General features: G+C 76.6%; 26 protein-coding genes. 13 read left to right on the forward strand and 13 right to left on the reverse strand.

What is annotated here, in order from left to right; translation table 11 throughout:
• Positions 1–63 precede the first annotated feature (63 nt).
• Positions 64–990 carry a CPBP family glutamic-type intramembrane protease gene (locus tag ACYQBY_RS03030; protein ID WP_459642307.1) on the forward strand — a complete coding sequence of 309 codons (927 nt, stop codon included), beginning with the start codon at positions 64–66 and terminating at the stop codon, positions 988–990.
• A gap of 517 nt (positions 991–1,507) precedes the next feature.
• Here ACYQBY_RS03030 and ACYQBY_RS03035 read toward each other — a convergent pair.
• Complete coding sequence (locus ACYQBY_RS03035) at positions 1,508–2,830, reverse strand: amidohydrolase family protein (RefSeq protein WP_459642308.1); 1,323 nt, start codon at positions 2,828–2,830, stop codon at positions 1,508–1,510.
• Positions 2,831–2,944: 114 nt separating this feature from the next.
• On the opposite strand from ACYQBY_RS03035, the gene ACYQBY_RS03040 reads away from it, so the two are divergent.
• From ACYQBY_RS03040 to ACYQBY_RS03050, 3 genes are all read left to right on the forward strand, one after another.
• Positions 2,945–3,391, forward strand: a complete 447-nt coding sequence (locus tag ACYQBY_RS03040; protein WP_459642309.1) for a MarR family winged helix-turn-helix transcriptional regulator — start codon at positions 2,945–2,947, stop codon at positions 3,389–3,391.
• A 151-nt stretch (positions 3,392–3,542) separates the two neighbouring features.
• A complete protein-coding gene (locus ACYQBY_RS03045; protein WP_459642310.1) occupies positions 3,543–4,721 on the forward strand; it encodes an NAD(P)/FAD-dependent oxidoreductase in 1,179 nt (392 codons plus the stop codon).
• Positions 4,722–4,740: 19 nt separating this feature from the next.
• Positions 4,741–5,283: a hypothetical protein gene (locus ACYQBY_RS03050; RefSeq protein WP_459642311.1), complete on the forward strand. Its 543-nt coding sequence runs from the start codon at positions 4,741–4,743 to the stop codon at positions 5,281–5,283.
• Positions 5,284–5,548: 265 nt separating this feature from the next.
• On the opposite strand, the gene ACYQBY_RS03055 is transcribed toward ACYQBY_RS03050, so the two are convergent.
• The gene (locus ACYQBY_RS03055; RefSeq protein ID WP_459642312.1) at positions 5,549–6,307 is read right to left on the reverse strand and encodes a DeoR/GlpR family DNA-binding transcription regulator; all 759 of its coding nucleotides are present in this window, start codon (positions 6,305–6,307) and stop codon (positions 5,549–5,551) included.
• 57 nt (positions 6,308–6,364) lie between these two features.
• Between ACYQBY_RS03055 and ACYQBY_RS03060 the strand changes: the two genes are divergently transcribed.
• Both ACYQBY_RS03060 and ACYQBY_RS03065 read left to right on the forward strand, forming a co-directional pair.
• Positions 6,365–6,526, forward strand: coding sequence for a hypothetical protein (locus tag ACYQBY_RS03060; RefSeq protein ID WP_459642313.1), 162 nt, complete (start codon positions 6,365–6,367; stop codon positions 6,524–6,526).
• The gene (locus ACYQBY_RS03065) at positions 6,523–7,218 is read left to right on the forward strand and encodes an NUDIX domain-containing protein (protein WP_459642314.1); all 696 of its coding nucleotides are present in this window, start codon (positions 6,523–6,525) and stop codon (positions 7,216–7,218) included. The genes ACYQBY_RS03060 and ACYQBY_RS03065 overlap by 4 nt, the downstream gene beginning before the upstream one ends.
• Positions 7,219–7,585: 367 nt before the next feature.
• On the opposite strand, the gene ACYQBY_RS03070 is transcribed toward ACYQBY_RS03065, so the two are convergent.
• Positions 7,586–7,960: a hypothetical protein gene (locus tag ACYQBY_RS03070; RefSeq protein WP_459642315.1), complete on the reverse strand. Its 375-nt coding sequence runs from the start codon at positions 7,958–7,960 to the stop codon at positions 7,586–7,588.
• A 193-nt stretch (positions 7,961–8,153) separates the two neighbouring features.
• On the opposite strand from ACYQBY_RS03070, the gene ACYQBY_RS03075 reads away from it, so the two are divergent.
• A complete protein-coding gene (locus ACYQBY_RS03075) occupies positions 8,154–9,131 on the forward strand; it encodes an epimerase (protein ID WP_459642316.1) in 978 nt (325 codons plus the stop codon).
• A gap of 40 nt (positions 9,132–9,171) precedes the next feature.
• Here the strand turns inward: ACYQBY_RS03075 and ACYQBY_RS03080 are convergent, their stop codons facing one another.
• Positions 9,172–10,656: a sensor domain-containing diguanylate cyclase gene (locus tag ACYQBY_RS03080; protein WP_459642317.1), complete on the reverse strand. Its 1,485-nt coding sequence runs from the start codon at positions 10,654–10,656 to the stop codon at positions 9,172–9,174.
• Positions 10,657–10,821: 165 nt separating this feature from the next.
• Between ACYQBY_RS03080 and ACYQBY_RS03085 the strand changes: the two genes are divergently transcribed.
• Complete coding sequence (locus tag ACYQBY_RS03085) at positions 10,822–12,114, forward strand: D-arabinono-1,4-lactone oxidase (RefSeq protein ID WP_459642318.1); 1,293 nt, start codon at positions 10,822–10,824, stop codon at positions 12,112–12,114.
• An 11-nt stretch (positions 12,115–12,125) separates the two neighbouring features.
• Here the strand turns inward: ACYQBY_RS03085 and ACYQBY_RS03090 are convergent, their stop codons facing one another.
• Genes ACYQBY_RS03090 through ACYQBY_RS03100 form a run of 3 tightly spaced genes read right to left on the reverse strand, consistent with a single transcriptional unit; the run spans position 12,126 to position 14,812 of the window.
• Positions 12,126–13,025, reverse strand: a complete 900-nt coding sequence (locus ACYQBY_RS03090) for a cation transporter (protein ID WP_459642460.1) — start codon at positions 13,023–13,025, stop codon at positions 12,126–12,128.
• Positions 13,025–13,363 carry an ArsR/SmtB family transcription factor gene (locus ACYQBY_RS03095; RefSeq protein WP_459642319.1) on the reverse strand — a complete coding sequence of 113 codons (339 nt, stop codon included), beginning with the start codon at positions 13,361–13,363 and terminating at the stop codon, positions 13,025–13,027. The genes ACYQBY_RS03090 and ACYQBY_RS03095 overlap by 1 nt, the downstream gene beginning before the upstream one ends.
• A 30-nt stretch (positions 13,364–13,393) precedes the next feature.
• Positions 13,394–14,812: an Nramp family divalent metal transporter gene (locus ACYQBY_RS03100; protein WP_459642320.1), complete on the reverse strand. Its 1,419-nt coding sequence runs from the start codon at positions 14,810–14,812 to the stop codon at positions 13,394–13,396.
• A gap of 238 nt (positions 14,813–15,050) precedes the next feature.
• Here ACYQBY_RS03100 and modA point away from each other — a divergent pair, with 238 nt between their 5' ends.
• The 3 genes from modA (at position 15,051) to ACYQBY_RS03115 (ending at position 17,850) form a co-directional block, all read left to right on the forward strand.
• Positions 15,051–15,863, forward strand: coding sequence for a molybdate ABC transporter substrate-binding protein (gene modA / locus ACYQBY_RS03105; protein ID WP_459642321.1), 813 nt, complete (start codon positions 15,051–15,053; stop codon positions 15,861–15,863).
• Entirely contained in the window at positions 15,860–16,672 is an 813-nt protein-coding gene (locus ACYQBY_RS03110; protein WP_459642322.1) for an ABC transporter permease, read from the forward strand. The genes modA and ACYQBY_RS03110 overlap by 4 nt, the downstream gene beginning before the upstream one ends.
• Before the next feature lie 71 nt (positions 16,673–16,743).
• Positions 16,744–17,850: a sulfate/molybdate ABC transporter ATP-binding protein gene (locus ACYQBY_RS03115; protein WP_459642323.1), complete on the forward strand. Its 1,107-nt coding sequence runs from the start codon at positions 16,744–16,746 to the stop codon at positions 17,848–17,850.
• A 47-nt stretch (positions 17,851–17,897) separates the two neighbouring features.
• Here ACYQBY_RS03115 and ACYQBY_RS03120 read toward each other — a convergent pair whose 3' ends face one another.
• The 3 genes from ACYQBY_RS03120 to ACYQBY_RS03130 form a co-directional block, all read right to left on the reverse strand.
• The gene (locus ACYQBY_RS03120) at positions 17,898–18,770 is read right to left on the reverse strand and encodes an aminoglycoside phosphotransferase family protein (RefSeq protein WP_459642324.1); all 873 of its coding nucleotides are present in this window, start codon (positions 18,768–18,770) and stop codon (positions 17,898–17,900) included.
• Between the two features lie 101 nt (positions 18,771–18,871).
• Positions 18,872–19,630, reverse strand: a complete 759-nt coding sequence (locus tag ACYQBY_RS03125) for a MerR family transcriptional regulator (protein WP_459642325.1) — start codon at positions 19,628–19,630, stop codon at positions 18,872–18,874.
• Positions 19,627–20,244 carry a hypothetical protein gene (locus ACYQBY_RS03130; RefSeq protein ID WP_459642326.1) on the reverse strand — a complete coding sequence of 206 codons (618 nt, stop codon included), beginning with the start codon at positions 20,242–20,244 and terminating at the stop codon, positions 19,627–19,629. Before ACYQBY_RS03130 ends, ACYQBY_RS03125 begins: the two co-directional genes overlap by 4 nt.
• Before the next feature lie 68 nt (positions 20,245–20,312).
• Between ACYQBY_RS03130 and ACYQBY_RS03135 the strand changes: the two genes are divergently transcribed.
• Positions 20,313–20,909, forward strand: coding sequence for a TetR/AcrR family transcriptional regulator (locus tag ACYQBY_RS03135; RefSeq protein ID WP_459642327.1), 597 nt, complete (start codon positions 20,313–20,315; stop codon positions 20,907–20,909).
• 13 nt (positions 20,910–20,922) lie between these two features.
• Here ACYQBY_RS03135 and ACYQBY_RS03140 read toward each other — a convergent pair whose 3' ends face one another.
• Positions 20,923–21,408, reverse strand: a complete 486-nt coding sequence (locus tag ACYQBY_RS03140) for a hypothetical protein (protein ID WP_459642328.1) — start codon at positions 21,406–21,408, stop codon at positions 20,923–20,925.
• A 158-nt stretch (positions 21,409–21,566) separates the two neighbouring features.
• Between ACYQBY_RS03140 and ACYQBY_RS03145 the strand changes: the two genes are divergently transcribed.
• Complete coding sequence (locus tag ACYQBY_RS03145) at positions 21,567–22,622, forward strand: hypothetical protein (RefSeq protein WP_459642329.1); 1,056 nt, start codon at positions 21,567–21,569, stop codon at positions 22,620–22,622.
• Here the strand turns inward: ACYQBY_RS03145 and ACYQBY_RS03150 are convergent.
• On the reverse strand, positions 22,586–23,245 hold the full coding sequence (locus tag ACYQBY_RS03150) for a class I SAM-dependent methyltransferase (RefSeq protein WP_459642330.1): 660 nt from the start codon (positions 23,243–23,245) through the stop codon (positions 22,586–22,588). The two genes, ACYQBY_RS03145 and ACYQBY_RS03150, sit on opposite strands and share 37 nt — an antisense overlap.
• Positions 23,246–23,252: 7 nt before the next feature.
• A complete protein-coding gene (locus ACYQBY_RS03155) occupies positions 23,253–24,188 on the reverse strand; it encodes a CPBP family glutamic-type intramembrane protease (protein ID WP_459642331.1) in 936 nt (311 codons plus the stop codon).
• Positions 24,189–24,193: the final 5 nt, after the last annotated feature.

Here is a 24,193-nt window from a genome sequence, read left to right on the forward strand (position 1 = left end):
ACCGCACCGGTTGCGGCTTTCGCCGCTGGAGCGGTCCCCCTTCCCCGAGCCAGGCTCGGCTCCATGACCACCACATCAGCACCGGCCGCTCCACACCGACCGCGGACCGGTGGCGTCCTGTCCCCCGTCCGCAACCACCCCCTCCTGAGCTTCTTCGTCCTCGCCCACGCCATGAGCTGGCTCGCCTGGATCCCCTACGTCCTGTCCCAGCACGGACTCGGCGTGTGGGACTACCGCTTCCCCGATGGCGGCCAGCTCCTCGGGGTCCTGCCCGGCGCCTACCTCGGCCCGATCGCCTCCGCGCTGCTCGTCACCGCCGTCGCCGACGGGCGGGAGGGGCTGCGGCGCTGGACGAGCCGGATGTGGCGCTGGCGGGTCCGCTGGCACTGGTACGCCATCGCGCTGCTCGGGGTGCCCGCGGCCATGCTGCTCACCGGGTTCGCCTTCTCCGGCGGGCAGTACAGCACCCCGTCGCTGGTCGCCGTCGCCGCGTACGTCCCGGCGCTGCTGGTCCAGATGGTCACCACCGGCCTGGCGGAGGAACCCGGCTGGCGCGACTTCGCGCTGCCCCGCCTGCAGGACCGCTTCGGCCCGCTGGCCGGCTCGATGGTGCTGGGGCCGTTCTGGGCGCTGTGGCACGCCCCGCTGTTCCTCACCGAGTGGGGTGGGTGGCCGCACGCGCACTGGTCGCGGCCGGTGGCGTTCGTCGTGTTCTGCCTGGCGTTCAACCTCGTCATGACGTGGGTGTTCAACAGCACGGGGCAGAGCCTGCCGCTGGCGGTCCTGGCCCACGTCAGCGTCAACAACTTCGCCTCGGTCCTGTGGTTCGACATCTTCCCCACGATCGACACCGACCGCGCGATGGTGGCGATGGCCTCCGGAGCGGTGGTCGCCGCCGTCGTGCTCGTCATCGCCACCCGGGGGCGGCTGGGTCTGGACGAGTTCCGGAGCGAGGTGGGTCAGATCGGTGAGAGGCGTGCTGACCGCTGAGGTGGCCGGCACCGGAACGGCTGCCGCCGTCGTCACAGCCAGCGGCTCCTCCCGAACCCGGCGAGAGGCTGGACCGGCACCGGGAGCGGCAGCCTCTCGCCGGCCCGGGAACTCCCGGCAGCACCGCGATCTGTCAGGGACCCCCTGCCCCCTCCAGGTGGATCGCGGCTCCGGTCGGGCCTGATCTGCGCCGGTGGGCTGGGAACAGCACCGTCGTGCGCGCATCACCGGACCTCCGGCAACCTCCGGTGGCAGGACGTCGAGACGAGATGGCTCCCGCTCGTCCGGGAGAGGGGGACCGCGCCCGCTGCCCGCGGTCCGGCGCCTGCGGCGGCGGGAGCGGCGGGCACGACCGCGGCCGTGCCGAACAGGCCGGCCAGGCCCAGGGCACCGAGAGCGGAGAGAACGCTCCTGCGTGAGGTCCTCCCGGACGCGGCCGTCATCACCTCCGGCGAGGGGCCGGCACCCCCACCGGACGAGCGCACGGTGTCTGCGGGCCGGGTCTGGTCCGTGCAGCTCACGAGCGTCCTCCCGGGCCCACCGGCGCGTGAACTCGCGACAGGTCGACGCGTGAGCCGCGGCGCCAGACGGCGCGGATGTTCAGGGTGTCCGAGATGGTCGTGGTGGGATCGCCTTCCACCAGGAGCAGGTCGGCCCGCTTCCCTTCCGCGATGCGGCCGCGGTCGTCCAGGCTGAAGCGCCGTGCGGGGACGAGGGTCGCGGCGGAGAGGGCCTCGAGGGGGCTCAGACCGGCCCGCACCAGCATCTGCAGTTCGTGGTGGACGCTCGCCCCGTGCGCCAGGCCGCCGAGGAAGGGCAGCGGCACGGAGGCGTCGGTTCCCGTGAGGATGTCGACACCGGCGTCGTGCAGCACCTTCACGGTGGCCAGGACATCGGCGAGTTCGCCCTGCGGGTAGTGGCCGAAACTGCTCCTGAGCGTCGTCAGCCATTCATCGCTCAAGCGGGAGGACACCCGCGGATCGGCGGCGAAGCTCTCCCCGGTGATCCCCATCATCGAGGCGTTCAGGACCACGCACGGCACCACGAAGACCCCTGAGTTCACGATGAGCCTGACGATCTCAGGGGTGTGGGGCTTGTCCATGAAGAGGTGGACGAGCCCGTCGATACCGGCCTCCAACGCCATGCGGGTCGCGTCGATGGTCAACGCGTGCGCGACCGTCAGCATGCCTGAGCGGCGAGCTTCCGCCACCCCGGCGTCGAGGGTCGCCTGGTCGATGAGGGGCAGTCCTGGCGCACCCTCGACCGTTCCGTCGTCGATCATGAACTTGATGTAGTCGGAACCGCTCGCGATGAGCTTCGGGATGAAACCCACGGCTTCCTCGGGTGTGCTGGAGAACGGCATGACGAGGTCGTCCGGCTCGCCACCTGCGCCGTCACCGGGGCCCTGGCCCTCACCCGGCTCCTCACCTTCGGGGAACAGTTCGCTGGGGTGACCCCCCGGCGGTGTGATCCCGAACCCGGCGGATCGCACGTCTGCCACGGCGTCGTTGGTCGTGATGTCGTCTCTACGACCGGCGGTGGAGGTTCCCTGCATCTCCAGCTCGGTGGTGACGCCGAAGGTCAGCGCCAGCGCCAGCGACTCGAGGGAGGTGTGCACGTGGGCGTCGATCAGCCCCGGGAGCAGGGTCATCCCCCGTCCGTCGACGATCTCGGCGTCCGCCGGGATGAGCGGGCGGACGCCGCGGTGGTGCCCGCGTCCACGCCGGCGGCCGGAGACGTCCCGGACAGCCGCGATCGTCGTCCCGTCGACGACGACCGTGTTCTCGCGCAGGACTCGCTGCCCGTCGAAGATCCGTACGTTGGTGATGGTGGTGGGCATGGCTTCCCCTCGTGGCGTCAACTAGATTCAATAGTGCAAGCATATGCACAAATGCACGCATTTGCTAGATGCACAGTCGCGTCCTAGGCTCGGGGGGTGCCGACCGGAGGAGCGATGCCTGAGGACGAGGACGCACTGCTGAACGCCGTGGGTGCGGCGTTCTCCCGCCTGCGCCGGCGTACCGTCCAGGTCGCCGTCGAGCCGCCGGTCTCCCGCAAGGACCTCTCCCGCAACCTCGTCATCAACATCATCGACGAGTCGGACAGCGAGGTGTCGGTCGGTGAGCTCGCCGACCAGCTGGGCGTCGACCCCTCGGTCGCCAGTCGCGCGGTCGCGGACTGCATCTCGGAGGGCTACCTCGTGCGGGCGCCCTCGCAGCACGACGGGCGCCGGAGCGTGCTGCACATCACCCCCGGTGGATTCGCCCTGCGTGACCGCTTCCGCAGCCAGCAGCGGCAGGCCTTCGAGCACATCACCCGGGACTGGCCCGACCAGGAACGGCTGCAGTTCGCCCGGCTCCTGATCAAGTACGCCGACGCCGCGGCCCAGCTGCCCAGGTAGTCCCGACGCCCCGGACCGGGCACCCGTCACGAACGTCACCGGGCACCGCGGACCGGGCCGCCCGGGACGTCGGGCAGACTGCGGTGCGGGTCACGACCGCACCGCCGCGACCCGGTTTCCCGCCCCGGTGCGCGGACAGGAGGTCACGGCCGTGGCGCGAGCGGTCCTCATCGTGGGAGCCGGCATCACGGGCACCTGCCTGGCGCGGGAGCTCGCCGGGCGCGACGGCGTGGACGTGACGGTGCTCGAGCGCGACACGGCGGCGCCGCGCGGGTCGACGGCCCTCGCTCCCGGGTTCGTCGGCCTCTACAACGACGCCCCCGTCCTGACCGAGCTCGCCCGGACGTCGGCCGCGGTCTACGACGAGGCCGGCGCCGGGTTCGGGCGGGCGGGCGGCCTGGAACTGGCCGTCTCCGGCGCAGGCGCGGCCGAGGTCGAGCGGCGCGTCGAGGCGGCCCGGGAAGCGGGGTTGCCCGCCCGGGTGCTGGGCGCCTCCGAACTGCCGGCACCGGTGGCGGCGTTCGTCGACGGCGCGCAGGTCCTCGCCGCCGGGTCCTTCCCCGACGACGGCGTCGCGGACCCCTCCGTGCTGGCGTCGGCGTTGCGGGCGCAAGCTGTGGCCCGCGGGGCGCGGTTCCTGCCCGGGCACGAGGTGGCGGCCGTGGAGCGCCGCGCAGGCCGGTGGGTCCTCGCCACCGAGCACGGGGCCCGGCTCGACGCGGACGACGTGGTCCTGGCCGGCGGGGTGTGGGGCCCCGCCCTGGCCGCCCTGACCGGCACCGACCTGCCGCTGTTCCCCGTCGCCCACCCCTACGTCTACTCCGCACCTGCCCCGCACCTGGGTCCGGGCCCGTTCGTGCGCTGGCCGGAGCGCCACGTCTACGCCCGCGTCCACACCGACCGCCTCGGCATCGGCTCCTACGACCACCCGCCCGCACCCGTCGACCCGCACGCCCTGACCGGCGGGGCGGGCCTGCCCTGGGACGAGCGGTTCGACGACGTCATCACCCGCGCTCGCTCGTTGCTGCGCCCCGCTTCCCGGCTGGAGCCGCAGCAGCGGGTCAACGGGGTGTTCGCGATGACCCCGGACAACCTGCCCTTCCTCGGCCCCCACCCCGACCTGGACGGCGTGTGGATGGCGCAGGCCCTGTGGGTGACCCACGCCGCCGGTGCCGCACGCGCGCTCGCCGACGCGATGACCCGGCAGGCGCCGCTCCCCCGCGAGGTCGCCGTGGGCCGCTTCGGGCGACCGGACGGGACGTCCAGGGGCGAACTGCGCGACGCGGCCCTGCGGCTCTACCGCGACATCTACGCCCACGACACCACCTGACGCCCGCGCGGAGGGAGTCGTGCTGGTGGCCGGGGCCTCCGTCTCCTGGCAGTTCGTCGGCCTGGGCCGCCGCGGGCCGGAGGAGCCGGTGGCAGGCGGCGGGAGGGAATGCCGCGCCCTGCCGCCGGGCTTCAGCAGGCGTGGGGAGCGTCCCCACGGTCGAGTCGATGGCGAGGTCGCGATGGGTCAGGCGGAGCACTTCCTCGATCCCGCACCCGGTCAGGGGCCGGAGGCCCTGGAGGTGGCGGCTCTGGGGACGGGGGTTCTGCTGGCGGTCCTGCGCGGTGACCGCGAGGGGCTCAGCGAGCTCATCGGCTCCGCACCCCCGCAGCAGGCGGCGCTGTCGGCCGTCTTCTGCGCGCAGTACGCCGTCCAACTGCTGGAGAGCCTGCCCCCGGACATCCGGCAGCGGGTCACGGCCGACCTGCAGGCCAGTGCCCTGCGCCTGCGGGCGGCGCAACCTTCCCCGCAACCCTCGCCGGGCCCTGCGGTAGCCCCGGACGCTGGGAACCCGCAGGGGGACGAGGGCCCGCAGGGTTCGAGCCGCTCCGGAGGGGAGTAGCCGGCGGGCCGTGCGTCCGCGGCGCCCGGCCGGACCGCGGGAAGCCGCTCGGCGAACTGCCGCACCGGGAGGTCGACGTCGCCCTCGATCGTGGCGAGCGTCGCGTCCAGCCGGTCGAGGTTGTTCGCGAAGCCCTCACGGGTGGCGATGAGGCCCAGCAGGCCGGTGCGGAACGCGACCCCCTCGGCAGCGAGCGGATGAGGTCGCCCGTGCGGTCGGACTCCGCCGCACCGGTGCCGCTCTGACGGCCGGTCCGTGGGGCTGCTCAGCGGGCGTCGATGACCGTCGTGCCGGCCCGCGCCAGCTCCAGGAGGACGGCGTGGTCGGCGGGGGCGTCGGTGATGACGGCGCTGACGTCGGCCAGGGGCAGCACGGTGAACGGGGAGGCGGCACCGATCTTCTCCGAGCTACCCAGGACGTAGGTCTCGGCCGCGCGACCGGCGAGGGTGCGTTTCATGGCGGCCTCGTCGGGGTCGCCGGTGGTGAGGCCGGCCTCGGGGTGGATGCCGGTGACGCCCAGCAGGAACAGGTCGGCGTGCACGCCCTGTGCGGCCTCCGCGGCCGCTGCGCCGCAGGTGACGGCGGAGTGCTTGAACAGCCGGCCGCCGAGGACGTACACCTCGACGATGGGGTGCTCGACGAGCGCCGCGGCGACGGTGGGGCTGTGGGTGACGACGGTCGCGGCGAGGTCTTCGGGCAGGGCCCGGGCGACGGCCAGCGCGGTGGTCCCCCCGTCGAGCAGCAGGGTGCTGCCCGGTCGGACCAGCCGGACGGCGGCGGCCGCGACGCGCTCCTTGCTCCCGGTCGCCACGCCCGTCCGCGTGGCGTAGTCCGCCACCGCGGGCGAGACCGGCAGGGCTCCGCCGTAGACCCGCTGGCACAGGCCGGCGGCTGCGAGTTCGCGCAGGTCCCGGCGCACGCTGTCCTCGGTGACCCCGAGCTCGAGTGCGATGTCCTTGGCCACCAGGCGCCCGTCCCGCCCGAGCCGGGCGAGCAGCACCTCCCGCCGCTGAGCAACCAGCATGCGCGTTCCTCCATGTTTCTACGCGGTTGTCCGCGTTCTCAGGTTACAGTTCTCCGCATGGAACGACCACTGCTGATCCTGATCGCCGGCCCGTACCGCTCGGGCACCGGCGACGACCACGACGTCGCGATCGCGCAGGAGCGAGGGCTGCCGGTGTACTTCCGGCTCGAGGACGTCCCGGGGTGCGGGACGCAGGTGCACCACCGGAGCGTCCCGTGACGACCGGCGACGTGACGGGCGGGCCCGTCCGGCACGGTCCGGGCCTGGACGTGCCGGACGCCCGGGGCCGCACCGGGCTGGACCGGGCCGGCCGGGACCTGGGCGGCAACCCCGGCGTCGTCGTGCGCGACGTCGAGCTCCTCGCCGCGGGCTGGCACGTGTTGCGCCGCACCACGTTCGACTACCGGCACGCCGACGGCCGCTGGAGCACCGAGCAGCGCGAGACCTACGACCGCGGCGACGGCGCGACGATCCTGCTGTACGACACCGCCCGGCGCACCGTGCTGCTCACGCGGCAGTTCCGCTACCCGGTCTACGTCAACGGCCACCCCGACGGGATGCTCGTCGAGACCGCCGCCGGCCTGCTCGACGACGACGACCCCGCCACCGCGATCCGGCGGGAGACCGCCGAGGAGCTCGGGGTGGAGGTCGGCCCGCTCGAGCACGTCTTCGACGCGTGGATGAGCCCGGGCTCGGTCACCGAGCGGCTGCACTTCTACGCCGCCGCCTACACCCCGTCCGACCGCACCGGCGCCGGTGGCGGCCTCGCGGAGGACGGCGAGGACATCGAGGTCGTCGAGCTCGACGTCGACGAGGCGCTGCGCCAGGTCGGGACCGGACACATCGCCGACGCCAAGACGATCATGCTGCTGCAGTGGGCGGCGCTGCGCGGACCCTTCCGCACCCGCTGAGCACCCGGGCACCCCGCTGACCAGCCCGATCGCCTGGTGCGCGTCGGAGAGGGCGAACGCCGGGCCGTCCAGCAGGGTCGTCGGTTCCGCGGTGGGGTCCGGGGCGCCCCGGCGGGCCTTCTCCAGGTGCCCGCGGAGGTTCTCCAGCCCGTGGGAGTGGATTCCGCCGGTCATGGACGCTGCCTCCGCCCTCGCTCCCGCCGCCCGGGACTTCCGGCCCGGCTGGGAGCATGCCGCCGCCGGAGGCGCGGGGAGCGGGAACGGCCGCGACCCGCACGGCCGGGCCGCGACACGGCAGCACACCGGCACCACCGCACCCGGCGGGCGGGGCTGAGGCGCAGGAGCGCAGCGGCCCGGCGCGGGCGCCTCAGCGGGAGGCGAGCAGCGGGGCCAGCGAGCGCGCCATGTCGCGGGCGCGGGTCAGGTCGTGCGCCGCGACGGGGCGGCGCACGGGCAGGACGCCCTCGCGGGGTACGGGGTCGGTGACGTCGAGCACCACGGCGCGCCCGTCGACGAGCATGGTGTCCAGGAGGCGCTCGGCGTCGAGGGCGGCGACGGCGACCCGCCAGCGCAGCAGGTGCCCGATGGCGGTGGTGCGCGCCAGGCGCAGCAGGAGCCTGTCGTCGTCGAGGTGGTTCAGCTCCGGGCGGCGCAGGAGCAGCCGGGCCAGGTCGGCCACCTCGGTGTCGGAGGCGGGCGGGGCGGCGGGGTGGGCGGTGGCGCTGCGGGGGTGGCGGTGCACGGTGGCTTCCTCGGGGTTGTACGGCGACCGGACTTCCAGAACTGCTCGCTCCCCCTGGTTCTCGGCGCCGTGAACGGGTGCCGCGATGGGCCGTCCGGGGGGTGGCCGGCCCCCGCGGGCTCGCGGCCGGGTGGTTCCGCCGTCACAGCGGCGCGCCGCCCGCAGCCCGCGGCGCGCGACCTAGTCTCGCCGCATGAGGATCGTCATCCCCGGGGGGACGGGTCAGGTCGGCGGGGTGCTGCGGCGGGCGCTGGTGGCACGCGGGGACGAGGTCACGGTCCTGGGCCGCCGCCCCGGGCAGCTGGAGGACGGCGTCCGCCACGTGCTCTGGGACGGCCGCACCCTCGGCGCGTGGGCGGCCGAGCTCGACGGGGCCGACGCCGTGGTGAACCTGGCCGGGCGCACGGTCAGCTGCCGCTACACCGACGCGAACCTGCGCCAGATGATGGACTCCCGGGTCGACTCCACGCGGGTGGTGGGCGAGGCGATCGCGCGGGCCGCACGCCCACCGGCGGTGTGGCTGCAGATGAGCACGGCCACGATCTACGCCGATTCCCGCAGCCGGGGTGACGACCTCCCGCACGACGAGGCGAACGGCGTCCTCGGCGGGGAGGAACCCGACGTCCCCCTCTACTGGGAGTACAGCGTCCGCATCGCCCGGCGGTGGGAGCAGGCGCAGGCGGAGGCGAACACCCCCTCCACGCGCCGCGTCGCCCTGCGCGCGGCGATGGTCATGACCCCGGACCGCGGCGGGATCTTCGACTACCTGTCGTGGATCGCCCGCCTCGGCCTCGGCGGCCCCGTGGCGGGCGGCGGCCAGTACGTCTCCTGGGTGCACGGCGAGGACTTCGTGCGCGCCGTGGAGTTCCTCCTCGACCGCGCGGACCTGGAGGGCCCCGTCAACGTCGCCGCCCCGGACCCGGTGCTGCAGCGCGAGCTCATGCGGTCGCTGCGCGCCGCGTGGGGCCGGCGCCCCGGGCTGCCCGCGACCCGCCTGATGGCCGAGGTCGGGGCGTTCGCCCTGCGCACCGACACCGAACTGCTGCTGAAGAGCCGCCGGGTGGTCCCCGGCCGGCTGCTCGATGCCGGGTTCGCCTTCGCGCACCCCGGCTGGGACGCGGCGGCGGTGGACCTGGCCGGAGAGGCGCGCGCGCTCCGGCGGCGCGGGTGAGGCCACCTGCGGCCCTCCGTGCGCCGCGTCCGGGCCGGGCTCAGCGGTCGCGGCTGCCGTACCAGACGGCCGGGTCGGGACGGTCGGCGCCGGGCTGCGTGGGGAAGCGGGGACGGGTGCCGGGCTCCGGTGCGCAGCCGCGCGCCTCGACGGCCCGCGCCTCCAGGGTCCCGGCGTCGAGGACCCGGTCGCGCCCGGCCTGCTTGGCGGCGTAGAGGGCGGCGTCGGCGCGGCACAGCAGGTCGGCGAAGGGCTCCGCCCCCCGGCGCGTCGCGTAGCCGATGCTGCACGTGCGCGCGTCGCGGACGGCGAGGCGGACACGCTCCAGGATGGGCAGGGCCGCCTCGGCGGAGCAGTCCGGCAGGGCCAGGGCGAACTCCTCCCCTCCCCAGCGGGCGACGACGTCGCTGCCGCGCAGCTCGCGGGCCACGAGCCGCGCCACCTCCGCGAGCAGGCGGTCCCCCGCCAGGTGCCCCTCGGTGTCGTTGTAGAGCTTGAACCGGTCGACGTCGAGGACCGCGACGGTCAGCGGCCGGCCCTCCCGCGCGCACGCCGCGGCCAGCCGCGTCAGGTGCTCCTCCCAGCCGCGGCGGTTCGGCAGGCCCGTCAGGGCGTCGGTGACCGCGGAGGCCTCCAGCTCCGCCACCACGCGCGCGTGCTCCAGCGCCGCGGACGCGCCGGCGGCCAGCATCAGCAGGGCACGCGCGGGACGCTCCTCGACGAGGGCGACCTGCTCCCGCCAGCACACCACCAGCACCGCGCTGACCAGGCCCGTGGTCCGCAGCGGGCTGCACAGCACGGAGCGGGCGGCGGCGACCTGCGGGAGGTCCTGCCCGGCGCGGGGGTCGGCGGAGCAGTCCGGCACCAGCACCACGTCACCGGAGAGGTAGCAGTGGGACGTCGCGGAAGCCGAGCCGAGCTGCACCTGGGCGCCCACCGCGCCGGGGTCGGTGGCGGCGGTGACGCGCAGCGCCGCGGGGCCCTCACCGCCCTGCGGCTCGCAGAGGGCGACGAAGCCGGCGCCGGACACCGCCCGCGCGGAGTCAATGATCTCCTGGCGGGGGTCCTCCCCGGCCTGCACGCGCCGGGCGATCCGGTTGAGCGCGGCGAGGTTGGCCTCGGAGCTGCGCAGGGCCTCCTCGGCGGCCTTGCGGGCGGTGATGTCCTGGGCGTGCATGAGGGTCCACTCCTCACCCGCCGCCCCGGTGGTCACGGTGACGGTGAGCCACGCCCAGACGATCTCGCCGCCGGGGCGCACGTACCGCTTCTCCAGCTGCACCGCGCGCTCGCCGCGGGCGCGGGCGGACTCGAGCATCGCCGCGATGTTGCGGTTGGTGTGCAGGTCGTCGGGGTGGGTGAAGGGAACGGTGGAGGAGCCCAGCAGCTCCGACTCGGGACGGCCGAGGAGCTCGCACATGGCGGGGTTGACGGCGATGAAGACCCCGCGCGCGCACAGGCCGATCGGGACCGGTGACGCCACGAAGATGGTCGTGAAGGGGTCGGTGGAGTCGTTCCCGGGCCGCACGGGGACCTCCCCGGACGGGGACACCGCCCCGTGGCGTCTCGTCTGCGGGCCCATGGCGCCACGAGAGTAGCGGTGCCAGCCGGTTCCTCCCACGGTCGGTGCATCGGGACCGCACGCAGCGCTCTTGAGCCCGGCGCCCGTTCCGGTGGTGTCTATCGTTCACCGGTGAGCACTCCGACGACGACGTCCCCCGCGGCACCGGCACCGGCACCGGGGCTCAACTGGGCCCGCAACCACCGCTACGCCGCCCGGGCGCTGCACCGGCCCACGTCGACGGAGGAGCTGCGCCGCGTGGTCGCCGGCGCGCGGCGGCTGCGCGCCCTGGGCACCCGGCACTGCTTCAACGACATCGCGGACTCCCCCGGTGACCTCGTCACCCTGGAGGGGCTGCCGGTGGAGGTCGGTGTCGACGCCGGCGCGGGCGTGGCCCGGGTGAGCGCCGGGACGAGCTACGGGGTGCTGGCGCAGGCCCTGCACGAGCGGGGGATGGCGCTGGCCACGATGGCGTCGCTGCCCCACATCAGCGTCGCGGGCGCGGTGGCGACGGGGACCCACGGCTCCGGGGACCGCACGCAGAACCTGGCCGCGGCGGTGCGGGCGGTGGAGCTCGTCGGCGCCGGCGGTCAGGTGCGGCGGGTGCAGCGCGGCGAGGCGGACTTCGAGGGCAGCGTCGTGGCGCTCGGCGCGCTGGGGATCGTCACGCACCTGGAGCTGGACGTCGTGCCCGCCTACGAGGTGCGCCAGGACGTCTACTCCGGGCTGTCCTTCGAGGCGCTGCTGGCGAACCTCGACGCGGTGACCTCGGCCGCCTACAGCGTCAGCGTCTACACGGACTGGGTGGGCCCGGACACCCGCCAGGTGTGGCTCAAGACGCGCCTGGCGGACTCGCCCGACGCGCCGCGGGAGCTGTTCGGCGCGCACCGGGCGGGCGAGCCGCTGCACCCGCTGCCCGAGGTCGACGTGCGCAACGCGACGCAGCAGCTCGGGGTGCCCGGGCCGTGGCACGAGCGGCTGCCGCACTTCCGGTTCAGCTTCACCCCCAGCAACGGCGAGGAGCTGCAGGCGGAGTACCTGCTGCCCCGCGGGCACGCCGCCGCCGCGATCGGCGCGCTGCGCGAGCTGGGCCCGGATCTCGCGCCCCTGCTGCACATGTGCGAGATCCGCACCGTCGCGGCGGACGGGCTGTGGCTGTCGGGCTCCTGCGGGCGGGACACCCTCGCCGTCCACTTCACGTTCCGGCAGCGCCCGGCGGAGGTGCTCGCAGCCCTCGCCGACGTGGAGGCCGCCCTGGACCCCTTCGACGCCCGGCCGCACTGGGGCAAGCTCTTCACCACCGGCGCACGGCGCCTGGCGGGCCTGTACCCGCGGATGGCGGACTTCCGGGCGCTGGTGGCCCGTCACGACCCGGACGGCGTCTTCGCCAACGCCTTCACCGACCGGGTGGGCGTCACCGGCTGAGCGGGCGCCGCTCAGCGCGGGTGGCGCGCCTCCAGCGGCAGGGGCACCGCTCCGGCAGGGGTGGGCGCCGGGGCGCAGCAGCCGTTCGCGCAGCCGCCGCCGGCGGTCCCGCCCGGGGCCGCGAGCGGCTTGACGGTCAGCGCGGGACGGGGCGCGGCGATGTCCGCCGGCGGCGGGGTGGCCTCCTGCGGCCCGGCGCAGCAGGACGCCTGCGCGGCGGCGGATCCGGTCGCGGTGCCGGCGCCGGGGGCGCAGCAGCCCTCCCCCCGCCAGGCGGCGCGCCCCTCCTGCACGGCGAGGCCCGCGATGACGAGCGCGGCGACCGGATCGGCCCACGACCAGCCGAGCGCGGCGTTCAGGACGAGCCCGACGAGCAGGACCGCGGACAGGTACGTGCAGAGCATCGTCTGCCGGGAGTCGGCGACGGCGGAGGCGGAGTGCAGCTCCCGCCCGGCGCGGCGCTGGGCGGTGGAGAGCAGCGGCATGACCAGCAGGCTCAGGGCGGCCAGCACGATGCCCGTGCGGGAGGGGTCCGCCTCCCCGGAGCCGGTGAGGGTGCGGACCGCGTCGGCGGCGACCCAGGCGGCCAGGGCGAAGAAGGACAGGGCGATGACGCGCAGCGCGCGGCGCTCCCGGGCCTGGCGGACCCCGGGGTCGCGGGCGGAGAACTGCCAGGCCAGCGCCGCGGCGGAGGAGACCTCGACGACGGAGTCCAGGCCGAAGCCGACGAGCGCGCTGGAGGAGGCCCGGACCCCGGCGGTGAGGGCGACGGCGGCCTCGGCGACGTTCCACGTGATGGTCGCGGCCACCAGCAGCCGCACCCGCCGGGTCAGCACGTCCCGGCGCGCGTCGTGGGGTACGTCGTGAAGTTCGTCGTGGGGCGCCGGTCGCGCCGCGTGCCCGTCGCACATCAGCAGCAGCCCTGCCCGTCGGGGGCGCACGCGGCCTCGACGGTGAGCACGACCCCGAGGAGGTCGCCCAGGGCGTGCCCGAGGCGCGGGTCGGTCAGCTCGTAGCGGACCCGGCGGCCCTCGGGGACGGCCACGACGAGACCGCAGCCCCGCAGGCAGGCCAGGTGGTTCGACAGGCTCTGCCTGCTGACCCCCAGCAGCTCCGCGAGCTCGGCGGGGTAGCCGGGGGCCTCGCGCAGGGCCAGCATCAGGCGCGCGCGGGTCGGGTCGGACAGGGCGTGGCCGAAGCGGGCCAGCACCCCGCCGTGCGTCAGGAGCTCCACCCCGCGACTGTACATCGAGTCGTGTACGAAGTGGGAGCGGGACGCTCAGCCCCCCGCGGAGACCAGCCCCGTCGAGCTCAGGGCGCTCCACACGCCCAGCGCGACGATGGCGGCGGCGCTCACGGCGAGCGCCACCGCGGAGCCGCGCCCCCCGCGCAGCGCCGGGTCGACCTCGTGGCGCCGCAGCCACCACGCCGCGACGGCCACCGCGGCCAGGAAGACGCCGCCGGCCACCCCACCGATCAGGATCATCACGAACGGCGAGGCGATCCACAGGTACGTCGCCAGCCAGGTCAGCGGCAGCGCGACGACGAAGAACCGCATGACGGTGTTCCGGCGCCGGGCGTCCGCCCAGTCCAGGCCGCCCAGGATCGCCACGAGGTTCGCCCACGAGCGGGACCACGACGGCACCGCCGCCCAGATGGTGGAACCCAGCGCGGCCAGGGCCCCGAACAGGTACAGGTAGCGGCCGCCCTCCCCCAGCACCGAGGAGTACGTCCCGGACAGCACGGCGATCATGTCGTTGCCCTCGGGGACCAAGCCCTGCGGGTGCAGCACCGCCGCGCCCATGACGTAGAAGGCCATCGTCGCCACCGTGTAGAGCACCCACGACGCGGCGGCGTCCTTGCGCATCACCGCGATCCAGCCCCGCGCCCGGCGCCGGTACGCCTCCGAGCCGTCGTCCGGGCCCGTCCAGCGCGCGTACCCCTTCTCCAGGCACCAGTACGAGTACGCGGTGATCTCCTCCGAACCCACCCCGGTCAGGCCGAACATCGCGATGGCGATGCCGAGCGCGCCCAGCGGCAGCGACAGCGACAGCCCCGAGGCGATCTCCTGCGCGCCGAAGCCGAACTCCGTGGCCGGCAGGCCCGCGGTGACGGCGACGGTGACCACCACGAACGTGACGGTGAGGACCGTCGCGACCTTCTCGATGAGGCCGTACCTGTTGGGCAGCAGCGTGACCACGGCGACGAGGGTCACGAGAACCGCCCACACCGTCAGGCTCACCGGCTCCAGCGGGGCGGACCCGATGGGCAGCAGCAGCGACATCACGGCCGCCATGCCCCCGATGAGGCCACCGGTCTGGACGAGTTTCGACAGCGCCATGAGCACCCACAGCACCACCACCCAGCCGAGGCGCCCGACGCGCGGCGGAACCCGGTTGTAGCCGTCCAGGGCGCGGCCCCCCGTGGCGATGGACCACCGCGCGACCTCCACCTGCACGGCGACCTTCACGAGGGTGGAGAACACCACCAGCCACAGCAGGACGAAACCCGCCCGGGCACCGAGCGCGGTGGCGGTGATGAGCTCGCCGGCGCCCACGATGGACGCGGAGACGATGAGACCGGGGCCGAAGAACCGCGCGGAGGCGGCCCAGCCCGCCGGTGGCTCGCGGACCCCCGCGGGGTCCAGCACGTAGGGGTCGGGGGCCGGCGTTCGGGGGTGGTGCGTCGCTGCCGCCACGGTTCCTCCAGGGACTCCGGCAGCCCGTCCGGCGGCTGCCGCGCGGAGACGGCCACCTCGCCGCGGCCGCCGCACGTCACGCTAGGGCCGGGCGGATCCGTGCCCGGGACGCCACGCCGGGGGCAGCGCCGGGCGGGCAGAACCGGTTCAGCCGGCGGGTGCGGCGGTGCGGCCGTCCACCGGCGGCCCACCGCCACGCCGGGCGGGCCGGGCACCGGCGGGCACTATCGTCGTGACCGTGCCGCACCGCATCACCCGCGCCGCCGCGCCGCTGGCGGCCCTGGTCCTGCTGGCGTCGTGCGGGACGGGCCCCCCCGCACCGGGGACCGGCGGAGCACAGGGTGCCGGGCCCGGCGGCTCCGCGGCCCCCCGCACGCTCACCGTCCTCGCCGCCGCCTCCCTGAAGGCCGCCTTCACCGAGATCGGCGGGGAGTTCGAGGCGGCCCACCCGGGCGTGCAGGTCGAGCTGGGCTTCGCCGGTTCCTCCGAGCTGGTCACGCAGGTCACGGCCGGAGCGCCCGCCGACGTCCTGGCCACCGCGGACGAGCGCAGCATGGCGCAGGTGAGCGGCGCGGGGCTCGTGGACGGCGAGGCGGCGGCGTTCGCCACCAACACCCTGCAGATCATCACCCCGCCGCGGAACCCCGCGGGCGTCGGCGGGCTCGGCGACCTCGCGCGGCCGGGCCTGGCCCTGGTCGTCTGCGCCCCGCAGGTCCCGTGCGGGGCGGCGACCCGGCAGGTGGCCGACGCCGCCGGGGTGCGGCTGGACCCCGTCAGCGAGGAGTCCTCGGTGGCCGACGTCCTCGGCAAGGTCGTCTCCGGGGAGGCCGACGCGGGCATCGTGTACGTCACCGACGCGCGCGCCGCCGCCGGCCGCGTCCACGCGGTGCCGCTCCCGGAGGCGGCGCAGGTCGTGAACACCTACCCGATCGCCGTGCTGCGCGAGGCGCAGCAGCGGGACCTCGCCGCGGAGTTCGTGGCGGCCGTGCAGGGACCGCAGGGGCGGCGCGTCCTCGCGGCGGCGGGTTTCGGCCCGCCACCGCGCCCGTGAGGCGGCCACCGCGGCCGGCGGCGGGCACCACGGCCACCGGCACCGACCTGCCCCGCTGGGTGCTGCTGCCCGCCGCCGCGGGTGCGCTGCTCGTCGCCCTGCCGCTGCTGGGGATGCTCACCCGCGTGGACTGGGTGCGCTTCCCCGCCCTCGTCACCTCCCCCGCGTCGCTGGCCGCCCTGGGCCTGAGCCTGCGCACCGCCGCGGCGAGCACCGCGTGCTGCCTGCTGCTGGGCGTGCCGCTCGCGCTGGTGCTGGCGCGCTCGGCGTTGCCGGGCCTTCGGGTGCTGCGCGCGCTGGTGCTCCTGCCGCTGGTGCTGCCCCCCGTCGTCGGGGGCATCGCGCTGCTGGCCACGTTCGGGAGGCAGGGGCTGCTCGGCCAGCACCTGGACCTCCTCGGCCTCCGCATCGCCTTCTCCACCGCGGCGGTCGTCCTGGCGCAGACGTTCGTGGCGATGCCGTTCCTCGTGGTGAGCCTGGAGGGCGCGCTGCGCTCGGCGGGGCGGCGCTACGAGGCGGTGGCCGCCACCCTCGGGGCGCGCCCCACGACGGTGCTGCGCCGGGTGACGCTCCCGCTCGTCCTGCCCGGCCTGGCCTCCGGCGCGGTGCTCTCGTTCGCGCGGGCGCTCGGGGAGTTCGGCGCGACCCTGACGTTCGCGGGCAGCCGCGAGGGCGTCACCCGCACGCTGCCCTCCGAGATCTACCTCCAGCGCGAGGTGGACCCCGACGCGGCCGTCGCGCTGTCGCTGCTGCTGGTGGCCGTGGCCGTCGGGGTGGTCGTCCTGGCCCGCGGCCGCGACACCCGGTGAAACGCGCGGGCGAGGCGCCGGGGAACCCGGGAGGTGGACCACCCCGCGCGGGTCTCGTGCTGGACGTCCGCGTGCCGGCGCGGGACCTGGACGTGGCGCTGCACGTGGCGCCGGGCGAGGTCGTCGCGGTCCTGGGACCCAACGGCGCGGGGAAGTCCACGCTGCTGGCCGTGGCGGCGGGCCTGCTGCGCCCCGGCGACGGGCGGGTCGTCCTCGACGGTCAGGTCCTGGCGGACACCGCCGCGGGCGTGTGGGTCCCGCCGCACCGGCGCCGTGCGGTGCTGCTGTCGCAGGAGCCGCTGCTGTTCCCCCACCTGGACGTCGCGCGGAACGTGGCGTTCGCCCCGCGCAGCCGCGGAACCGGCCGCGGGCGGGCGAGGGAGCAGGCGCTGCACTGGCTGGAACGGGTGGAGGCGGCGGACCTGGCGGGCAGGCGCCCGGCGCAGCTGTCGGGCGGGCAGGCGCAGCGGGTGGCGCTGGCGCGGGCCCTGGCCGCCCGCCCGCGGCTGCTGCTGCTCGACGAGCCGATGGCCGCGCTCGACGTGCGCTCCGCGCCGCTGCTGCGGCGGCTCCTGCGGCGCGTCCTGCGCGAGGACGGCCGCTCGGCGCTGCTGGTGACCCACGACCCCCTGGACGTGGCGGCGCTCGCCGACCGGGCCGTCGTGCTGGAGGCGGGGCGCGTCGTGGAGGCCGGTCCGGCCGGGGAACTCCTCACCCGGCCCCGCGGCGCGTTCGCCGCACGCCTGGCGGGGCTGAACCTGCTGCCGGGCACCGCGACCCCCACCGGTCTGCTGACCACCGGCGGCACGGTGCTGACCGGTGCGGTGGACGCGGACTGCCCCGCGGGGGCGGCGGCGGTCGCGCTGTTCCGGCCCGCCGCAGCACGGCTGCTGGGTACGCCGGGGACCGGGCCGGAGGACTCGCCGCAGGTCCCGCCGGAGGCAGCGCTCGAGGCAGCGCTGGAGGCAGCGCTGGAGGCAGCGCTGGAGGGAACGGTGCTGGACGTGGAGCCGGCGGGCCCGGGCGTGCGGGTGCGGGTGGGGAGCGCCGCCGGAGACGTCCTGGTGGACCTCGACGTCCGGGCCGCGGCCGACCTGGACCTCGTCCCCGGTTCCCCGGTGCGGGTGCACGTCGCCGCCGCGGACGTCTCCGTGCACGCCGCGCAGCCGCCGCCGTAGCGACCGGAACCGCCCACGCGGCCGGAACCGCCCACGCGGCCGGGTGCTCACGCGAGGGCGCCGGCCAGCAGGCGGCGGTGCCGCAGCAGCCAGGCCGCCTCGCGGACGCCGCCCGCGACCGCCTCCGCCGCCTCGCGCTCCCGGCCGGGCGCCACCGCCAGCGTGCGGTCGGCGGCGCCCAGGACGGCCAGCGCCAGCAGCAGGTCGAGGACCTCCGCCCGCTCCGCGGCGCTCGCCGCGTACCCGTCGCACACCAGGCGCGCGCGGCGGGCACCGGTGGCGGGGTCGAACTCCCCGGCGGGGTGGGGACCGGTACCGCGGAACTCAGCCCCCGGGAACTCCGCGCCCCGGAACTCCCCGATCCCGAACTCCGCGCCGGGTTCCTGGGCGCCCGAGAACCCGGCGTCCGAGAACCCGGCATTCGAGAACCCGGTGTCCGAGAACCCGGCGTGGAGGCCGCACGCCTGCGCGAGGTCCACCAGCGGGTCCACCGGCCCGGCCGTCCCCCACCCGGTCAGGACGACGCGACCCGAGGGCCGCACGAGCACGTGCGCGGGGGAGGTGTCGCAGTGGCCGAGGGCCCGGCGCGACCTGTCCCCCAGCGTGCGCCCGTACCACGGGCGCCACCGGGTGCCCGGAGGTGCCCGGAAGGACGCCGACGCCACGTGCAGCTCCCGCAGGGTCGCGCCGATGCCCGGCAGGGCGTCCTCCGGGCACGGCGCCACGGTGCGCGGCGTCCGCGACCCGGCTCCCGCGACGGGACGCGGTGCGGCGCCGCGGAAACCCGCGGCGTCCAGGTGCCGCAGGAGCGCGACCACGGCCGCCGGGGTCCGCCCGTCCCGCGGCGCCCGGTACCCGCGCAGGGGCACCACCGTGTCACCGCTCCCGCCGGTCCGGGTTCCCGCCGTCTCCTCGCCCACGCCCGCATGCTGCGCCCGCGGAGGCCGCCCGCACCAGCGAATAGCACGCCGGTGCGGGCGGGTCCCACCCCGGACTGAGCCCGGACTGAGCCCGCGCGGCCTCAGCCCAGGCGTCGCGCGGCGTAGGCGGCGATCGCGTCGCGGTAGAACTCCGCCAGCCCGGGCGCCAGCGCGTCGTACCGGGCGCGGTGCTGCGGGTCCTCCACGAACAACCGGCCCAGCCCGGCGTAGCTCGTGGCGTCCGGCGTCCAGTGCCGGCTGACGGCGCGGAAGTGCTCCTCCACGGCGTCGAGCGCGGCGTCGCCGTCCGGTGCGGCGCCGGAGCGCATCACCTCCAGGACGCGGGCGTCGATCCGCCTGCCGGTCTCCTCCGCGTCGAGGTAGTCCTCGGCGCTCCAGCCGGCGGTGCGCTCGCGGGCGGCGGCGAAGTGCTCCCGCACGCCCTCCCCGAACCGGGCGGCGAGGTCCTCCTCCGCCTGGGCGGTGCGCTCGCGGAAACCGTCGAACAGCTCGGATGCGGTCATGGTCGTCCCTCCTCGCAGGTGCGTGACGGTGTGCGCGACGGTCGCGGCGAGCCGGGCGAGGCGCTCGGACTCGGCGCGCAGCCACCGCTCGTGGGCCTGCAGCGCCGCGAGCCGGTCCCGCTGCCCGCCGAGGACCTCCGCGATGGTGGTCAGGTCCAGGCCGAGCTCCCGCAGCAGCAGGATCTGCTGCAGCCGCAGCAGGTCCACCACCTCGTAGTGGCGGTAACCACCGGGGCCGACGCGGGCCGGCGCCAGCAGGCCGATGGCGTCGTAGTGCCGCAACGTCCGCGACGTCACGCCCGCCATCCGCGCCACCTCGGTGATCGGCCAGCTCACCCTCGTCCTCCTCCGCGCACACCGGCCGGGTCGTCCCGGCCTGCGAGGAGCGTTCCGGTTGACGCAGCGGCAGGGTCAAGCCCGCGGCGGACCTTCTCCCGGCGCGGCCACAGCGTGTAGCTCACCGCGGCGACAACTTCCACGAGGAGGACGATCCCCAGCACGGGCAGCATCCCCACCAGCGCGGCCGTGCGGGTGGGCTCGCCCACCCAGGCCACCAGCGCGAGGAGGAGGCCGGCGGCGATCGCGGTGGCCAGCAGGGTGCGGCCCACGTCGCCCCAGCAGCGGCGGGTGTGGGCGGCGCCGTGCAGGCGCGCCGGCGCCGGGCCGCCGGCGAAGCGGGCGGCGAAGCGGACGTCGGCCCAGCGGATGAGCCGGTGGCCGTAGGCGACGGAGAAACCGAGGTAGACGGCGGCCAGGGCGTGGGCGGTGGTGGCCACGTGCCCGGCGCGCAGGGACGCGGCGGTCGCCACGAGCAGCACGACGTCGACCAGCGGGGTGGCGGCGAGCAGCAGCAGGCCGGTGCGGGGGCGGCGCAGCGGGTAGCGCGCCACGAGCCCGGCGGCCACCAGGACCCAGAACCCCACCTCGCACGCCACGATCAGCGCGATCATCCCGGCCTCCCTTCTGAACACGACTGTGCTAACTCCGTCAAGTTAGCACAGTCGTATACATTCAGGGCGTGCCCAAGCTCGTCGACCACGCCGCCCGCGAGGTGGAGGTCGCCCGCGCCGCCTGGCGCGTCCTCGTCCGCGACGGCGTCGGCCGCGTCTCGGTGCGCTCCGTCGCCGCCGAGGCCGGTCTCGCCACCGGCTCCCTGCGCCGCGCCTTCCCCACCCAGCAGGCCCTGCTGGTGTTCTGCCTGGAACTGGTGGGCCGCCGCGTCCGCGAACGCACCGCCGCGCTCCCGGGCGGCCTGCCGGCCGCGGACGCCGTCCGCGCACTGCTCGCCGAGCTGCTGCCCCTGGACGCGGAGCGCCGGATGGAGATGGAGGTGTTCCTGCACATCGGGTCCCTCGCCCCGACCGACCCCGCGCTGCGGCGGGTCTACGACGCGGCGCACGCCGAGCTCGCCGGGGCCTGCCGCTCCTGCGTCGAGGCTCTCACCGCCGGCCGCGACGACCCGGCCCTCGACGCCGGGTTCGAGGCCCGGCGGCTGCACGCCCTCGTCGACGGCCTCGCGCTGCACCTGCTGCGCCAGCCGGAGGAGGTGGCCGGCACCTGGGCGACGGACCTGCTCGAGCGGCACGTGAGCGCGCTGGGGGCGGGCGCGGGCTGAGGCGGGAGGGACCTCACCGCCAGGCGTACAGCCGCCCGCCGTCGAGGAACGCCGTCCAGGCCCCACCGTCGTCCGGGCAGCTCGACAGCGGCGTGGAGCGCGCCAGCGGCCAGTTCCCGCCGCCGTCCCAGGGCTGGGAGTACCCCACCGCCGCGCACTCCTGCGGCAGCGCCCAGCCGTGCGGCACGTCGGCCTGCACCGCCACCGCCCCCGGGCCGGCCCCCTGCTCCTCCCCCGGCCTGCGCACGACCACCTCCGCGGAGGACGGGGGCAGCCACGCCGGCACGTCGCCCCGGGGGGCCCGGTCCGCGCTGCCGTAGCTGTCGGTGCGGACCTGCCCGCGCAGTTCCGCCAGCAGCGCCCCCGGCGAGGTCCCGGTCAGCGACAGCGAGGCGAGCACGGCCGCGGCCAGCGCCGTCGCGGAGACGGCCGCCACCCCCGCGACGACGGGGCGGGACACGGGGCGGGTTTCGGGGCGGGCGGGGACGGGCTCGGGCATCGCGGAACTCCTGGGGTTCGTCTCGTGCCGGCGCAGGTGGCCGGCCTGATTCCACGGTAGGCAGCGCGCGGCGCCGGGGTCGTCCGCCCGCGGCCGGGTTCCCGCCTCCACCCCCGGGTGGAGTCCGGCGGCGGCACCTGCGGCCGTAGGCTGGTGCGGTGCTCGTCCGCGACGCCCGCGAGGCGGCCCGCACCTGGGTCGGTGCACACGCCACCGGCCTGCCGGGTTTCCGCGGCGCGTTCCTCACCGGCTCGGTCCTCGCCGCAGCCCCCGGTGCCGACCTGCCGCGGACCTCGGACGTGGACGTCAGCGTGGTGCTGGCGCAGGCCGGGCCCGGGAAACCCGGCAAGAGCCGCTCCGGCGGTGTCCTGCTGGACGTGGCGGTCCTGCCCGCCGCGGACCTCGCAGATCCCCGCGAGGTGGCCGGCTGCTACTTCCTCGCCCCGAGCTTCGCCACGCCCGGCGCCGTGCTCGCCGATCGCGGAGGTTTCCTGGAAGCCCTGTCCCGGTTCGTGTCCGCGGACTTCGCGACACCGGCCGCGACAGCGAGGCGGTGCGCCGACGTCGCCGCCCGCGTCCGGCGCAACCTCGCCGCCCGCGACCCCCACGACCCCTGGCACCGGCAGGTCCTGGCGTGGCTGTTCCCCGCGTCGCTGCCCACCCAGATCCCCCTCGTGGCCGACCTGCGCGTCCCCACGGTCCGCAGGCGCTACGTCGCCGCCCGCGAGGTGCTGCACGCCCGGGGCCTGCCGGAACTGCACGGGGAGCTCCTCGGCCTGCTGGGGTGCGCGGGGTGCGGGACGGGCGACGTCGCCGCGCACCTGGAACCGCTGGCCGAGGTGTTCGACACCGCCGCGGCGCTGGGGCACGGCGGTCTGCCGTTCTCCCGGGACCTCTCCCCCGACGCGCGCACGGTCTCCGTCGACGGCACCGCGGAACTGGTGCGCTCCGGCTCGGCGCGCGAGGCGGTGTTCTGGATCGTCGCCACCCTCGCGCGCTGCCGCACGGTCCTCGCCGACGGCGGCGCGGCGCGCGACGTGGCCGCCGCGGACGCCGCCCTGCGCCGGGCCACCACCGGGCTGCTCGGCGTGCGCACCCCCGCGGACCTCGCCGCCCGGGACGCCGCGGTCCTGCGCCTGCTGCCGGTGCTGCTGGACGCGGCCGCCTCGATCGCCGCTCAGCGCGGCCCCGGCCGGGACCAGTCCAGGGTGTAGCGCCAGTACAGCCGCCGCCGCACCCGGGACCCGGGCAGGAGCTGCGCCGCGGCGGCCCGGACCTCGGCGAGGGACGCCTCCGGGTCGCGGAGCGGCATCCCCTCCTCGTGGGGCTTCCCCGCCCGCCGGCGGGCCGCCAGCCAGGCACCGCGCGCGGCGTTCGCGGGAACGGCGGCGGCCTCCCACAGCAGGTCCGCGGCCGAGACCGGCCGCGCCAGGCCGACGACCAGCAGCCGCCCGCCGGGGCGCAGCAGGTCCGCGAACCGTCGCAGCGCCGGGACGAGCGGCAGGTGGTGCAGGCTGGCCACGGCGGTCACGACGTCGTACCCCCGCTCCTCCAGCGGCAGGTCCGGGTCCAGGACGGAACCCTCGACCCAGCGCACCGGCAGCGACGGCGGGGTCAGCGCCCGCGCGCGCTCCAGCACCGCCGGTTCCACGTCGACGGCGTCCACGGCGGCCCCGCGCCCGGCGAGGCGCCGGGCCAGCTCCCCCGCGCCGCACCCGGCGTCCAGGACCCGGGCGCCCGCGGGGACCCTGGCCAGCAGCCACGGGTGGTGGTGGGCGTTGTGGTCCCACCGCAGCGCCTCCGGCAGGTCGGGAAGCCGTACGCGCGGGAGCTCCACGACGACCTCAGCGCACCTGCTCCAGCGCCACCGGGGCGCTGGGGCGCGGTGCGCGGCGGCGGCGCGGCGGGGCACCGGCCGCGCGGCGCCGCAGCAGCAGGAAGACCGCGGCGGCCAGGGCCAGGACGAGCACGAGGAGCGCCGGGCGCACCGCCCCGCTGCCCGTGCGCCCGGTGCCCACGCCGAGCAGGAGCACGACGAGCACCAGGTGCGCCCCGGCGCAGGTCCAGACCGAGCGCGCGGCGGTGGCCTCGCGGGCCGCGGCCAGCGCCAGCCCGGCCGCGGTCGTCAGCACCGCGGCCGCCACGGGCTCCGGGCCGCTCAGGACCCCGGTGAGGGATCCGGTGAGGGCCACACCGCCGACGTCGGCGAGGGACCCCGGCCGGCCGGTGGCGCGCACCAGGGCCCCGCCCACCACCACCGCGGCCGTGGGCACCAGCACCCAGACGCTGGTGACCAGGACCGCCGCCCACGCCGCGCCCGCGCCGCGCTCCCGCAGCGAGGTCAGGGCGTAACCGCGCAGCGCCACCTCCGCGGGGAGCACGACGGCGAGGGCGGCGACGAGCACCGCACCGGCCAGCGCCGCGACCTCCGCCCGGCCGGCCACCTCCCAGCGCACCAGCCCCGCCGCACCGGCCGGCACCAGCACCGGCACCGCGGCGAGCAGCACCACGGCGGCGCCGACGGCGAGGCCCCGCAGCGCCCCCGGCCCGGTGGTGCCCAGCGCGCGCATCCCGCCGCGGTCCAGCCGGCGCAACCACGCGACGGCCGCCAGCGTCAGCGCGGCGCACAGCGCGGCGGGCAGCAGGCGCCGCCACAGGGCCGGCTCGCGCCCGGCGAGGGCGAGGAGGGCCAGCACGCCACCGCAGCCGGCCGCCACCACGGCGCCCGCGAGCAGCGCGCGGCCCAGCCCGGAGGCCCGTTCCGCCGCGGAGGTGCGCACGGCAC

It is taken from the genome of Kineococcus anabasis (genome assembly GCF_054590795.1).

Bases quoted from the DNA above. Each gene is read 5' to 3' on its own strand.
- ACYQBY_RS03035 (WP_459642308.1), bottom strand. From the start codon at position 2,830: ATGCCCACCACCATCACCAACGTACGGATCTTCGACGGGCAGCGAGTC.
- ACYQBY_RS03055 (WP_459642312.1), bottom strand. From the start codon at position 6,307: ATGCTGGTTGCTCAGCGGCGGGAGGTGCTGCTCGCCCGGCTCGGGCGG.
- ACYQBY_RS03075 (WP_459642316.1), top strand. From the start codon at position 8,154: ATGAGGATCGTCATCCCCGGGGGGACGGGTCAGGTCGGCGGGGTGCTG.
- ACYQBY_RS03060 (WP_459642313.1), top strand. From the start codon at position 6,365: ATGGAACGACCACTGCTGATCCTGATCGCCGGCCCGTACCGCTCGGGC.
- ACYQBY_RS03040 (WP_459642309.1), top strand. From the start codon at position 2,945: ATGCCTGAGGACGAGGACGCACTGCTGAACGCCGTGGGTGCGGCGTTC.
- ACYQBY_RS03095 (WP_459642319.1), bottom strand. From the start codon at position 13,363: ATGTACAGTCGCGGGGTGGAGCTCCTGACGCACGGCGGGGTGCTGGCC.
- ACYQBY_RS03140 (WP_459642328.1), bottom strand. From the start codon at position 21,408: ATGCCCGAGCCCGTCCCCGCCCGCCCCGAAACCCGCCCCGTGTCCCGC.
- ACYQBY_RS03030 (WP_459642307.1), top strand. From the start codon at position 64: ATGACCACCACATCAGCACCGGCCGCTCCACACCGACCGCGGACCGGT.
- ACYQBY_RS03130 (WP_459642326.1), bottom strand. From the start codon at position 20,244: ATGATCGCGCTGATCGTGGCGTGCGAGGTGGGGTTCTGGGTCCTGGTG.
- ACYQBY_RS03090 (WP_459642460.1), bottom strand. From the start codon at position 13,025: ATGTGCGACGGGCACGCGGCGCGACCGGCGCCCCACGACGAACTTCAC.